This is a genomic window from Sphingosinicella sp. LHD-64 (genome assembly GCF_031157375.1).
Taxonomy (GTDB): Bacteria; Pseudomonadota; Alphaproteobacteria; order Sphingomonadales; family Sphingomonadaceae; genus Allosphingosinicella.
Genome location: NZ_JAVIFV010000003.1, coordinates 657,201 through 670,934, shown reverse-complemented (window position 1 = coordinate 670,934; position 13,734 = coordinate 657,201). Strand labels below are relative to the sequence as shown.

Below are 13,734 nucleotides of genomic sequence, written 5' to 3'. Positions count from 1 at the left end.
TTCAGCGCCGCCGTCGGTGCGCCCGCCGATACGCGCGCGGGCTAACCCCGAAACGCGCATGGAACGTGGCGGCGAAATGGGACGGCGTGGCGAAGCCGAGGCCATAGCCGATCTCGGCGATACCCGCGTCGCCGGAGAGCAGGCGGCGGGCGGCCATATGGAGCCGATAGGTGCGCAGATAGTCGCCCCAGGACATGCCGAGCTGCCGGCCGAAGCGGCGGCTGAAATAGGCGGCGGAAAGCCCGCAGAGGCGCGCCGCCTCCTCGAGCGACGGCGGGCGGGCGGGATCGGCACGCAGCCGTTCGATCGCCGGGCGGAGCCGCTCGAAGCCGGCATCGCGAGCCGGCATCGGCTCGCCGTCGATCGCCGGCGAGCGGACCACGGCGGCCGCGAGCAGCGCGACCAGGCCGGGGACCATCGGATCGGTCGTGTCGAGATCGGCGAGCCAACTCGCGAGGGTCGCGATCCGGGCGCCGAGCTGCGGATCGGGGCGGGCGCAGAAGGGGTGCGCCAGGCGCTCCAGCCCGGGCCGCCGCGCCAGCTCCTCGCCGGCGACCGGATCGATCTGGATCAGCACCCAGTCGCGCGCGCCCGGCGCCAGGGCGAAATCATGCTGGTGCATCGAGGGGACGTAGGCGACGCAGCCGGGCGCGAGCGGGTAGCGCCGGCCGTCGGCGATGAAGATGCCGCCGACCTTTCCGAACACGACCAGCTCGCTCACGTCATGATAGTGCGGAAACGGATCCGTCTCGGTCGCACCGGTGCCGTGGGCGACGCGCTCGGCCAGCACGGTCGCGCCGGGCGCGAGTTCCACCGGCTCGCAGATCGGCCGTATCGGCAGCGACTCCGTCATGCCGCCCGTCTAGCACGCCGCAGCGGCTAGCGGGTGCCGAGGATACGCACTTCCATCGGCGCGAGCGTCAGCGCCGCCGGCTCGATCGCCTCGCCCGCATGCAAAAGGTCGGTCCAGCCGCCGCCGAGATCGGCCGGCAGCCGTGCCCGGGCCGGGGAGGGGCCGAGATTGGCGAGGACCAGCGTTCGCGCCGCGCCCGCTTCGCGGACGATGCACAGCATCGCCGTCTCGTCGTCGCACAGGACGCGCTGACCGCCCGACCGCAGCTCCGGCCGCCGCGCCCGCAAGGCGAGCAGCGTCCGATACCAGTTCAGCAGCGAGTCCGGCGCCTCCGCCTGCTCCTCGACCGACACGCCGTCTTCGCTGCGATTGTAGCGCCGGGTCCACCAGGGCCGGTCGCCGGCATACCAGATGGCCGAGCCCGGCGCCTCGAGGTCGCGCGCCCAGCGCATCGCCTCGCGCAGCGGAACGTGGTTCCCGTCCGAAAAACCGCCCTCGCGGGTCCGGCCGCGCATCCCCAGCTCTTGGCCGTAATAGAGCAAGGGCTCGCCATGCAGCAGCAGGCTGAGGGCGGCGCCCATGCGCGCGCGCGCCGGATCGCTGTCGACCAGCGTCATGAAGCGGTCGGTGTCGTGGTTCTCGAGAAACAGGATCTGGCTCCGCCCCCCGGGCGTGCGGCGCGCCATCTCGCCGAGCGCCGTCACGATCTCGCGTTTGTCGAGATGGGTGAGCGCGCCGCGCAGCGGAAAGGCGAAGACGAGATCGGCGTCGCCGCGCCTCAGCCAGTCGTCGCCATAGCCCCAGTCGGCCTGTTCGGCGATGATCCGCGCCCGGGGGTTGCGGGCCCGGACGGCGCGGAAGATCGGCTGCCAGAAATCGGCGAACAGGTTGGTGAGCCGGCCCTTGTTGTCGAGGTCGTCCATCATATGGTCGATGCGGAAGCCGTCGACGCCGTCGCGCAGGCTGCCGTCGCCATGGGGATCGAGCCAGAACAGGAACAACCGCTCGAAATAGCGCCGGACCTCGGGGCGGCGCATGTCGACCATGGCGATGCCGATATAGCGGCCGTCATAGCCTTCCCAGGCCGGGTAGCTGAGGAAGGGCTCCGGCTCGAGATTGCCGGGGCGGTTCCACAGGATGTTGCGGCTGTAGGGGGAGGAGGGGTTGCCGCGCGCCTCGGTCAACCAGGGATGGCCCTCCGCGACATACTGGATCTCCTGGTCGAGATAGACCTTGAGCCCGCGCTGGTGCGCCGCCCGGATGAAGGCGAGATAGTCCTGCATCGTGCCGAAGTCCGGATCGATGCCCTCGAAATCGGTCGCGAAATAATTGTGGTAGAAGGGGGAGGGCTGGAGCGGCGTCAGCAGGATCGAGGTGACGCCGAGCGAGACGAGATAGTCGAGCCGCCCGGTCAGGCCCCTCAAATCGCCCTGCCGGTCGCCATTGGCGTCGCGGAAGCTGCGCATGAAGATGTGGTAGAACACCTCATCGCCCGCCGCGGCACGGGCGGGCGCCGGCTGGTCCTGCGCCGGAGCGCCGGACGGAGCCGCCGCCAGCGCCACGCAGGCCGCCGCGATCCAGGCCTTCATCCTCATGCCTCTTTCTCCCCTCTGAGTATCCTGCCGAAGAAGGCCAGCGTGTCGGCCAGGGTGCGCGACCAGTAGGGCCAGTCGTGGCCGCCTTCGGATTCCTTGTACGTGTGGGCGATGCCGGCTTCCTTGAGCGCATGGTGCAGCCAGCGGTTGCCGGCGAGGAACGGATCGTCGAGGCCGCAGTCGAAACGCAGCGGCGGCAGCGGCCCGGGTGCGTCGAGCAGGGCGGTCAGCACCGTCCGGTCGGCGGGCGCATCGCTCCAGCCGCGGCGATCCTCCTCGATCAGCGCGTCGAGCTCGGCGATGTCGGTGATCGAGGAATGGCCGGCCGCCGCGGCGATGCGGCCGGGATGCTTGCCGGCCAGTCGCAGCGCGCCGAAACCGCCCATGCTGAGCCCGGCGACGAACAACGGCGACCGTCCGGTGCAGCCGGCGCAGACTTGGCTGGCCGCGGCCGGCACCTCGTCGAGGATCCAGCTTTCGAAATCCTGCGAGAGATGGGCGACGTAGCCCGAGCCGTCGCCCCACAGGCCGTCCGACGGCATCGCGAGCACGACGGGCGGCAGCACGCCCTCCGCGATCAGCCGCGCGGCGGTCCGGTGCGCGCCGCCTTTCAGCGCCCAGGCCCAATGCGAGCCGTAGACGCCGTGGAGCAGCAGCACGAGCGGCACGTCGGCGATCCCTTCCGCTTCGGGCGGCACGAAGAACGTGATGTCGGCCCGCTGGCCGAGCGCGGCGCTCTTGACCGTGACGAAGGTGAGGCCATCCGCGCCGATCGCGGGATCGGAGCATTCGATCGTGCGGAACGGCGCGGCGCTCATCCGATCCGGATCACGCTCTTGGCGGTGCGGCCGGCGAGCATGTCGTCCATCGCCCTTGCCAGCTCTTCCAGCGGATATTCGCGTGTGATGAGGGCGTCGATCTGGAGCTGGCCGTCGGCCGCCCAGCGGAACAGGCGGGGAAAGTCGCGCTCGGGCACGCAGGCGCCATAGAGAGGCGCCATATACCGCTTGTTCCAGAAGAAATCCGGCATCGCGACCGCGACCTCGCCATGTGCGCCGCTGACCTGCAGCGCGTTGCCGCCGTTGCGTGCGAGCCGGAGCGGCAGGAAGGCGAGCGCTGCGACGCCGGTCGCCTCGAAGGCATGATCCGCACCGCGGCCGCCGGTGAGCGCGCGCATCGCAGCAATCACCTGCTCGTGATCCGCATCGCTCTCGCGGGCGACCACGACATCGGTTGCCCCGAAGGCTCGGGCATGCTCGAGGGCTTCCGTCCGCCGGTCGATCGCGACGATCCTGCCGGCGCCGGCGAGCCGGGCACCCTGGATCACGTTGAGCCCGACGCCGCCGCAACCGATCACGGCCACCGTCTCGCCCGGCTTCACCTGTGCGACGTTGAGGACCGAGCCGACCCCGGTCATCACCGCGCAGCCGAGGATGCAGGCCCGTTCCGGCAACAGGCCGTCGGGCAGCGGCGTCACCGCTTCGGCGCGGACGACGGTGTGCTGCGAGAAGGTGCCGAGGTGGAAGGACCGCGCGACCGACTCGCCCCGCCAGCGCGTCGCGCCGTTGTGGGCGCGGCTGGTGCCGTAGCGGGACGGATCGGTCTCGTGGGTGCGGTCGCACAGGGCGGCGGCGCCCTCCGCGCATTGCGGGCAGGCGCCGCAGGGGATCGCCCAGTTGAGCAGCACCGGTTGCCCAGGCGTCAGATGAACGACGCCTTCGCCCACCGCTTCGACATGGCCCGCGCCCTCATGGCCCAGGACCAGCGGCCCCGGCCAGCCGAGCGAGGCATGGTCGGTATGGCACAGGCCCGCCGCGGCGATGCGCACCCGGACCTCGCCCGGTCCCGGCGGCCCGACCTCGATCTCGTCGAGCACGAACCCGCCCCGGCCGTCGGAGAGCGCGGCAAGGCCGGAGACGGGCGCTGCCGTCACGCGGCGCGCTCGAAGAGGACCGGATTGATCGGCGTGTCGATCACTTCGCCGATCCTCGCGCCGGGGCACCAGCGCTCCCAGTCGGCCTGCTGCATATGGTTGCTCGGCGCCTTCAGGCGCATCTCGCGGTCCATGTAGATCACGGTCATCACCGAACGGGGCCGATCGGTGCGGTTGGCGCCGGCGCGGTGAAAGGTCCAGCCGAGATGGAAGCTGACCTCGCCGAGGTCGAACGGCGCGTCGACGAGACGGAAGCCGTGGCGTTCCATATCCGCAGTGATGGCGCGCTCGCTCTCGTCCGAGATGCCGAGATCGCGGCCGAACTCTACCCGCTGGCTTTCGGCGAAGAAGCCGAGCGGCCCCATCTCCTGCGGCACGGCCTGGAGCGGCACCCAGGCGGTGACGGTGCGGTCGGTCTCCAGCGGCCAGTAATATTGGTCGGCATGGGCCGGCGTGATGCCGCCGCCGGGCTCCTTGTAGAGCGACTGGTCATGATAGAGGCGGACGCCCTTGGTGCCGAGCAGGTCGGCGGCGATCCGGGCGAGGCGCTTGCCGAACACGAACTCGCGCGCGAGGCCGCCCTGCTCCCACAGGTTCATGATCTGGAGGAATGCCCTGTCGTAGGTCGAACGCTCCTCGAGCGGCACCGTCTGGGTGTTGAGCGCGATGGTGAGCCGGGCGATCTCCGCGCCGTAATGGGCGAGCTCCTCGGCGTTGAAGACATTCTTGAGGCGGACGAAGCCATCGCGCCGGAAGGCGGCGATCTGCGCTTCGGACACCGCATAGGGGCGGTCGAGATCAATGGTCATCTGTCCTCTCCCCGCGCCATTCCGGTGGCGCGACGACGATTGCTTTCCTGTCCAATCTAGCACGCCAGCGTTGTGGGTTCACCGTGACAGGCTGTCGTGCAGACGTGGAAAAACTGTCGGATTCATGACCTCTGGGTCGGCAGCCGCAAGCTTGCCAGGCCGGCCGCGACCATGAAGCCGCCGGCGATCAGGAACGAGACGATCGGCGCGTCGGGGTAGAGGTGACGGGAGAGCGAGCCCATCACCGCGGAGACGACGAGCTGGGGCAGGACGATGAAGAGGTTGAACAGCCCCATATAGATGCCAAGCTTCGCCTGCGGCAGCGCGCCGCAGAGGATCGCGTAGGGGACGGTGAGGATCGACGCCCAGGCCATGCCGATGCCGACCATCGGCAGAAGCAGCAGATCGGGGCTGCGGATCACCGCGAAGGAGGCCAGCGCCAGGCCGCCCACGGCGAGGTTTACGAGGTGCAGCCGGGTGAGGCCCCATCGCGCCGCCAGCCCCGGCAGGACGAAGGCATAGAACGCAGCGACGCCGTTATAGACGGCGAACAGCACGCCGACCCAGTCGGCGCCGTCGTTATAGCCCTGCGTCGCCGGGTCGGCCGAGCCGAACTGGTAGCGGGTGACGACCGGCGTCGCATAGATCCACATCACGAACAAGGCGAACCAGGAGAGGAACTGGATCAGCGCCAGCTGCCGCATCGTCGGCGGCATGGTCCACAGGTCGCCGAGGATCTGGCCGAGCATGGTCGGAGTCGCGTGCCGCCGCATCCGCCAGCTGCTGTAGATCTGCGCCAGTCCGAAAGCGGCGAGGCCGAAGCCCAGGATGTAGAGCGGCTTGTCGAGCCCCAGCCAGGCGACGAGCGCGACATTGGCCGCACCGACGACGATGCAGGCCAGCGCGAAGCCGATCGGCGGCGCGGCATCGGCGTGCACGGGCGCGGGCTCGACCGTCTCGCCGAATGCGGCGAGCTGCTCAGGCGAATATTCGCGGGTCGACAGCACCGTCCAGAGCACCGCGCCCAGAAAGGCGACCGCGCCGCCGTAGAAGGCGTAGCGCACCGCGTCGGGAATCGCGCCGGCCGGTGCGGTGTTGTCGACGCCGAACAGGTTGGTGAGGATCGCCGGGGTCAGGGAGGCAACCACCGCGCCGGCGCCGATGAAGGCGGTCTGGAAGGCGTAGCCCCTGGTGCGCTGCCGTTCGTCGAGCATGTCGCCGACGAAGGCGCGGAACGGCTCCATTGCGACGTTGATCGAGGCGTCGAGCATCCAGAGCAGGCCGGCCGCGATCCACAGGACCGAGGCGTGCGGCATGGCGATGAGCGCCAGCGAGGCGAGGACCGCGCCGGCAAGGAAATAGGGCCGCCGCCGGCCGAGCGGGCCCCAGGTGCGGTCGCTCAGATAGCCGATCACCGGTTGGACGAGCAGGCCGGTCACCGGCCCCGCCACCCACAGGATCGGCAGGTCGTCGATCGACGCGCCGAGCGTCTGGAAGATGCGGCTCACATTGGCGCTCTGCAGCGCGAAGCCGATCTGGATCCCGAAGAAGCCGAAGGAGATGTTCCACAGCCCGAGGAAGCCGAGCAGGGGCTTCCTCGGTGCGGGCGCAGCCTGGCTGCCGGCCATCGAACCTCCTCTCACATGCAGTCACACTAGGCCACTCATCCTGAGTAGCCGTTGAGCTTTGGCGCGGCGTATCGAAGGACGAACGGCCTATCCAATGGTCCTTCGATACGGGACTTCGACTTTGCTCAGTCCCTACTCAGGATGAGCGGCTTTGTGTGATCGCTATCCACCCCGGCTCATCGCTGTCAGAACCGGTAGGTCGCCCCGGCGTAGAACTGGCGGCCAAAATATTGCAACGTCCCGGTCTGTGCCTCCTGACCGAAATAGGAGCGGGTCGGCGCGTCGGTGAGGTTGTTGCCCTGCAGGTACAGGGTCAGGCCGCGCAGCGCGCTGTTCTCCTGGAAGGTGTAGGAGAGCTGCGCATCGACGACGGTTTCCGGCGCATTGTCGGTAATCTGCTCGTTGAGCCCGAACTGCGGCGCGACGAAGCCGCTCCGGTAGCGGATGCCGACGCGGGCCGCGAAGCCGTTGCGGTCGTAGAAGATCGTCGGGTTGAAGACGTGCTTCGAGAGGCCCGGCAAGGGTATCGTCAACGTATTGCCGGACAGGTTGTTGGTAATGTCGAGGCTGCTCTGCGAATAGGCATAGTTCATCGTGACGCCAAGACCGTCGAAGGGCGCCGGAAGCTCGGTGAAGGTCTTGGTGAACTGGGCCTCGAAACCGTAGACATAGCCGCCGTCGCCGTTGATCGGCGCGAACAGCGGCCCGCTGTCCAGGATCGTCGCGCCGGGCGGCGCATTGGTCGGGAGCGGCGGGAAGGTGAAGCCGGCCTCGCGGAAATTGAACTCGTCGACGGTGCCGCCGACGATGAAGCTCTTCAGATCCTTGTAGAAGGCGCTGAGGACGAGGATGCCACTGTTGCCGAAATAATGCTCGTAGGCGAAGTCGAACATGTTCGCGCGGAACGGACGGAGCCGCGGATTGCCGCCACTGCCGCTCGGTTGGAAAACCCCGCCGCCGATGTTGATCAGATTGATGCCGATGCCGCCGCCGAGATCGAAGAAGCGCGGCCGGCTGATCTGGCGCGAGATGCTGAGCCGCAGGCGGTCCGCCTCGCCGAGCTCGAGGATCAGGTTCGCCGACGGCAGGAAGTCCAGATAGCTGTCGCCGGTGGTCAGCGTGTACCGGGTCTGGCCGCCCGGCACGGAGGGATCGACGAGCGAGGTGGTCGAACTCTGGTCGGTGTGGACGACGCGCAGGCCGAAATTGCCGCGGAAGTTGAGGCCGCCGACCACCGAGTTGAAATTGAGCTGGGCGTAGCCCGCCCAGACATCTTCCTCGACGATGAAGCTCTGGTCCCGGGTGAAGCCGAAGCTCTGGTCCGCCACCCGGTCCGGCCCGACGAACTCGTCGAGCAGGCCATCGATGTCGGCGACGAGGAAGTCCGGGAAGCCGGCATTGGCGAACGGCCCCCGGAAGCCCGCGATCTGGAACAGATCGGAGGGGATAGCGACATTGTTGGCGATCCCGAACGAGTTGAACGAGGTGCGGATTCGCTCGGCGTTGCGGGTCGAATAGCGCGCCCCGACCTGGAGCGAGCGGAAGAAGCCGTTGAGATCGACCTGCAGGTTGGCAGCGAAGGCGATCAGCTCGTCATCGTCCTCGCGCGGCACGATGAAGAAGCCCTGGAAGCGGTTGAGCTCCGGGTCGGTGAAATCGTGATTGATCGCGACATCGGGCAGGCTGAGCCCGTTGAGCCGGTAATCGACGATCAGCGCGCCGGGAATCGCGCCCAGGCGGGTGAAGGTGCCGTCCGGATTGCGCCGGTACGGGTTGATGTTGACGCCGGTGTCGACGAAGTAGCTGTTCGCGCGCGAATAGCTCGCATCGAGGCTCAGCGTCACCCGGTCGCCGAAGTCCTGCTGGAAGTTGGCGCCGATCGTGTAGAGTTCGTCGCGGTCGCTCTCGTCCTGGTTGACCAGCTCGACGTCGACGCCGTTGCCGCTGACGTAGCGGCCGCCGATAATCGCGCTGTTCTCGACGATCGGATTCTGCAGCGTGCCCAGCGCGGTGTTGCCGTTCTGGGTGCCGAAGGCGCGCACGCCGCGGCGGCGCACGTCGGAGCGGAAGCGCGAATAATAGCCGTCGATGAGCAGGCGGGTGCTTTCGGTCGGCTCGTACTGGATGACGCCGAGCACGCCATCGCGGGTCTCGCGGCCGCCGAACTGGATCAGCTCGAAGCCGAACGGGATGCCGTCGCGGACCCCGTCATTGTCGAGGTCGACGGCGTTGCCGCCGCCATTGGTGCCGGTGCGCGTATAGTCGAAGCCGACGAAGCGGGTCGCGACATTGGGCTGGACGAGCCGGGCATAGCCGAGCGCGATGCCGAGCGTGTCGTCGAGCAGCTTGGCCTGGAACGAGATGGAGGCGCGGTAGCCGAACTCGTCGGCATCGGGGCTCTGGCCTGCCCGGTCGTTCCAGCTGCCGCGCAGGTTGACCGAGACGGTGAACGGATCGCGCTGGTCGAGCGGGCGCGCCGTCTGGAGTTCGACCTTGCCGGCGATTCCGCCCTCGATCAGCGAGGCCATCGGCGACTTGTAGACCGCCGCCTGACTGAGCAGTTCGGATGGATATTGGTCGAACTCGATCGTGCGCAGGCCGCTGGTCGAGACCTGCTCGCGGCCATTGAGGGTCGCCGAGACGAGGTCCTGGCTGAGGCCGCGCACGTTGATCGCGCTCGCCTGCCCGCCGGTGCGTTGCGAGGTGACACCGGGCAGGCGGGCGAGCGCCTCGGCGATCGAGACATCGGGGAGGCCGGCAATGTCTTCGGCCGAAACGGCGTCGAGGATGATGTCGGCGTTGCGCCGGGCGGCGATCGAGTTCTGGAGGCTGGCGCGGAAGCCGGTGACGACGATCGCGCTGTCCTCGCCCTGGGCCGCGACGGCGTCGGCCGGGGTCGGATCCTGCGCCTCCTGCTGGGCGAAGGCCGGCGTCGCCGCGCCGATCAGCATGGTCAAAGCGGCAGTGCTGCGCAGCAGGCGGGCCCGGCGCGACTCGGACGGATTCATCATCTCCCCCTCTCCTTTCGCGGCTGACAGGCGACTGGCCCGGCGCAGCCGGTTTGGTCTCGTCGTCCGGCGCCACCTCACCACGCGCGGCCACGGACATCGTTGAAACTGTCGAGGGGTGCAGCTTCCGCCATCCGCCCTCCCTCACCGCCGCGTCGGCTTCGCGGTCTCTGTTTCGCAAATTACTGCAAATGAATGACACATTTCGCAAGTGAAAAATTACAGACGGGCTGGATCAGCCGCCAGATCATCGCGTTCTTCATGTTGCAGGTTAGATCTAACATACTGAAATATAATTAATAATACGCTGGATGCCTAAACTGGCCCTGTTCGGGCTTGACGAGCGAACAGCGATTGCAAATAATCGCAAACAACGGCAAATCTTCCAGCCGGCCCCGTCCGGCGCGATGAAGGCGAGAGAGGGGACGCGTGATCGGCGAGTCGCGAAACCGGAGAGGCAGGACAGGCCGGACGCTCATCCTCGCGCTCGCGGGCCTGATCGGCTGCGCCGGGGCCGCCTGCGCCCAGCCGGCCGCGCCCGAGTCGTTCCGCGCGCGCTTGCCCGAGGACGAGTTCATCTATTTCGTCCTGCCCGACCGGTTCGAGAACGGCGACCCGTCGAACGACCGCGGCGGCATCGCCGGCGGGCGCCTCGAACACGGCTTCGATCCAGCCCACAAGGGCTTCTATCATGGCGGCGATCTCGCCGGCCTCACCCGCCGGCTCGACTATATCCAGGGCCTCGGCGCGACCGCGATCTGGCTCGGGCCGATCTATCGCAACAAGCCGGTCCAGGGTCCGCCGGGACAGGAGTCGGCGGGCTATCACGGCTACTGGATCACCGACTTCCTCGACGTCGACCCGCATCTCGGCACGCGCGAGGAGCTTCGGCGCTTCGTCGAGGCCGCCCATGCGCGTGGCATGAAGGTCTATCTCGACATCATCACCAATCACACCGCCGACGTCATCCGCTACCGCGACTGCGCCACCCACGACTGCCCCTATCGCAGCCATGCCGACTATCCCTATGCGCGGCGCGGCGGGCCGGACGGCGCGGCGATCAATGACGGCTTTGCCGGCGTCGATCAGCAGACGGCGGAGAATTTCGCCCGCCTGACCCGGCCCGATTTCGCCTGGCAGCCCTATGTCCCGGCCGGCGAGGAGCACGCGAAATCGCCGGCCTGGCTGAACGACCCGATCTTCTACCACAATCGCGGCAACACCACCTTCCAGGGGGAATCGAGCCGCTTCGGCGACTTCGCCGGCCTCGACGATCTGTTCACCGAGAATCCCCGCGTCGTTCAGGGCATGATCGACATCTTTGGGCAGTGGATCGACGATTTCGGCGTCGACGGCTTCCGCATCGACACCGCGCGTCACGTCAATCCGGAATTCTGGCAGGCCTTCGTGCCGGCGATGCTCGAGCGGGCCCGCGCCCGGGGTATTCCGAACTTCCATATTTTCGGCGAGGTCTATGATCCGGACCCTGGGGCGCTCGCCACCTTCATCCGGGTCGACCGCTTCCCCGCGGTGCTCGATTTCGCCTTCCAGTCGGCGGTGAGCGACGTCGTGGCGCGGCGCGCGCCGACCGAGCGGCTCGCCCGCCTGTTCCAGGCCGACATCCTTTACGAAGGCGGCGTGGCGACAGCGGGGCGCCTGCCGACCTTCCTCGGCAATCACGACATGGGCCGCTTCGCCCATTTCGTCCGCCAGGCCAATCCGGAGGCCAGCGAGGACGAAGTGCTGAAGCGCGTCACGCTCGGTCACGCGCTTCTCATGTTCGCGCGCGGCGTGCCGACCCTCTATTATGGCGACGAGCAGGGCTTCGCCGGCGACGGTGGCGACCAGGACGCGCGCGAGGACATGTTCGCGAGCCGCGTCGCCTCCTACAACGACAATCGGCTGGTCGGCTCGAACGCGACCACCGCGCAGGCCAATTTCGACACCGATGCCCCGCTCTACCGCGCGATCTCCCGCATGGCCGCGATCCGCGCCGCCGATCCGGCGCTGCGCCGCGGCGCCCAGCGGGTGCTCAACACCTCGACCGAGGGCCCCGGCCTGTTCGCGATCTCGCGCCGCGCGCCCGACGGCGGCGGCGAGACGCTGATCGTCTTCAACACCGGCACGACTCCGCTCGCTGCCAACCTCTGGGTCTCGGCCGGGCTCGACCGCTTCGAAGCGGTGCACGGTACCTGCGCCCCGCGCGTGAGCGCCCCCGGCAGCTATCGGGTCGACATCCCGCCCCTCGATTTCGTGATCTGCCGCTCGCTGCGGCCCGGAGACGCGCGTTGAATCAGCTTCAGTCCATCCCGTCCACCGAAGCGGCCGCCGAAGACTGGTGGCGGGGCGCCGTCATCTACCAGATCTATCCGCGCAGCTTCGCCGATTCCAACGGCGACGGCGTCGGCGACCTGCCGGGCATCGCGGCGCGGCTCGATCATGTCGCGTCGCTGGGCGTCGACGCGATCTGGCTGTCTCCCTTCTTCGCTTCGCCGATGCGCGACTTCGGCTATGATATCTCCGATTATCGGGCGGTCGATCCGATCTTCGGGACGCTCGAGGATTTCGATCGGCTGCTGGCGCGTGCCCACCAGCTCGGCCTCAAGGTCGTCATCGACCAGGTCTATTCGCACACGTCGGACGCGCATGCCTGGTTCCGCGAGAGCCGGGCGAGCCGCGACAATCCCAAGGCCGACTGGTACGTCTGGGCGGACGCGAAGCCGGACGGATCGCCGCCGAACAACTGGCAGTCCGTCTTCTACGGCCCGACCTGGACCTGGGACGCGCGGCGCGGCCAATATTATCTGCACAATTTTCTGTCGAGCCAGCCCGACCTCAATCTCCACAACCCCGAGGTTCAGGCGGCGATCCTCGACGTCACCCGCTTCTGGCTCGACCGCGGCGTCGACGGTTTCCGCCTCGATGCGATCAACTTCGCGATGCACGATCCTGCCCTGACCGACAATCCGCCGGTCGTGCCGGGCACGGGCAAACGCCGCAAGCCGTTCGACTTCCAGCACCATCTCCACAACCAGTCGCATGCCGACATCCCGGCCTTCCTCGCCCGGGTGCGCGCGCTCACCGACAGCTATGGCGGCCGCTTCATGGTCGCCGAGGTCGGCGGCGAGCAAGCGAACCGCGAGATGAAGCTGTTCACCCAAGAACCGGATCGGCTGCACAGCGCCTACGGCTTCAACTATCTCTACGCCGACAGCCTGACCCCTGCCCTGATCCGCGAGACGATGACGCTCTGGCCGGGCGAGGCCGGGGAGGGCTGGCCGAGCTGGGCCTTCTCCAACCATGACGCGCCGCGCCACATCTCGCGCTGGGCGGCCGGCCGCGACCCCGAAGCCGTCGCGCGGCTCACCATGCTGCTGCTCGTCGCGCTGCGCGGCAACATCTTCCTCTACCAGGGCGAGGAGCTCGGCCTGCCCCAGGCCGAGGTGCCGTTCGACCGGCTCCAGGACCCGGAGGCGATCGCCAACTGGCCCGAGACGCACGGCCGCGACGGCGCGCGCACGCCGATGCCGTGGCGGGCGGGAGAAGCCCATGCCGGCTTCTCGATCGTCGAGCCCTGGCTGCCGATCGACGCCGCGCACGTCGCCCGCGCGGTCGACCGGCAGGAGGCAGATCCGGGCTCGATGCTCCATTTCGCCCGACGGATCATCGCACTGCGCAAGCAGGAGCCGGCGCTCAGGACCGGCATCGCCCATATGCTGGACGTACCGGCGCCGCTGGTCGCGTTCGATCGCGGAGCGGGCGACGACCGTCTGCTCTGCGTGTTCAACCTCGGCGATGAGTCGGCCGATTACCCGCTGCCGGCCCGCTGGCGGACCATCGAATCCACCGGCGCCGGGGAACGGCTGACGCCGCTCGGCGGCTTCATCGCCAAGGCGTCATGACGGGGC

9 protein-coding genes are annotated in these 13,734 nt (G+C 68.4%); 2 read left to right on the top strand and 7 right to left on the bottom strand.

Annotated elements, in window-relative coordinates; all coding sequences use genetic code 11:
* Position 1: 1 nt before the first annotated feature.
* The 7 genes from RCO27_RS11205 to RCO27_RS11175 form a co-directional block, all read right to left on the bottom strand.
* Positions 2-853, bottom strand: a complete 852-nt coding sequence (locus RCO27_RS11205) for an AraC family transcriptional regulator (RefSeq protein WP_309002758.1) — start codon at positions 851-853, stop codon at positions 2-4.
* Positions 854-879: 26 nt separating this feature from the next.
* Positions 880-2,442, bottom strand: a complete 1,563-nt coding sequence (locus RCO27_RS11200) for an alpha-amylase family glycosyl hydrolase (protein ID WP_309002757.1) — start codon at positions 2,440-2,442, stop codon at positions 880-882.
* Between the two features lie 2 nt (positions 2,443-2,444).
* Complete coding sequence (locus RCO27_RS11195; protein WP_309002756.1) at positions 2,445-3,266, bottom strand: alpha/beta hydrolase-fold protein; 822 nt, start codon at positions 3,264-3,266, stop codon at positions 2,445-2,447.
* Complete coding sequence (locus RCO27_RS11190) at positions 3,263-4,381, bottom strand: alcohol dehydrogenase catalytic domain-containing protein (RefSeq protein WP_309002755.1); 1,119 nt, start codon at positions 4,379-4,381, stop codon at positions 3,263-3,265. Before RCO27_RS11190 ends, RCO27_RS11195 begins: the two co-directional genes overlap by 4 nt.
* Positions 4,378-5,190, bottom strand: coding sequence for a phytanoyl-CoA dioxygenase family protein (locus tag RCO27_RS11185; RefSeq protein ID WP_309002754.1), 813 nt, complete (start codon positions 5,188-5,190; stop codon positions 4,378-4,380). The genes RCO27_RS11190 and RCO27_RS11185 overlap by 4 nt, the downstream gene beginning before the upstream one ends.
* A gap of 122 nt (positions 5,191-5,312) precedes the next feature.
* Positions 5,313-6,818 carry an MFS transporter gene (locus tag RCO27_RS11180; protein ID WP_309002753.1) on the bottom strand — a complete coding sequence of 502 codons (1,506 nt, stop codon included), beginning with the start codon at positions 6,816-6,818 and terminating at the stop codon, positions 5,313-5,315.
* 185 nt (positions 6,819-7,003) lie between these two features.
* Entirely contained in the window at positions 7,004-9,829 is a 2,826-nt protein-coding gene (locus RCO27_RS11175; protein WP_309002752.1) for a TonB-dependent receptor, read from the bottom strand.
* A 474-nt stretch (positions 9,830-10,303) separates the two neighbouring features.
* Between RCO27_RS11175 and RCO27_RS11170 the strand changes: the two genes are divergently transcribed.
* Together RCO27_RS11170 and RCO27_RS11165 are read left to right on the top strand one after the other, a co-directional pair.
* Positions 10,304-12,118, top strand: a complete 1,815-nt coding sequence (locus RCO27_RS11170; protein WP_374990385.1) for an alpha-amylase family glycosyl hydrolase — start codon at positions 10,304-10,306, stop codon at positions 12,116-12,118.
* Complete coding sequence (locus RCO27_RS11165) at positions 12,115-13,728, top strand: alpha-amylase family glycosyl hydrolase (protein ID WP_309002751.1); 1,614 nt, start codon at positions 12,115-12,117, stop codon at positions 13,726-13,728. Before RCO27_RS11170 ends, RCO27_RS11165 begins: the two co-directional genes overlap by 4 nt.
* The last annotated feature ends 6 nt before the right edge of the window (positions 13,729-13,734 follow it).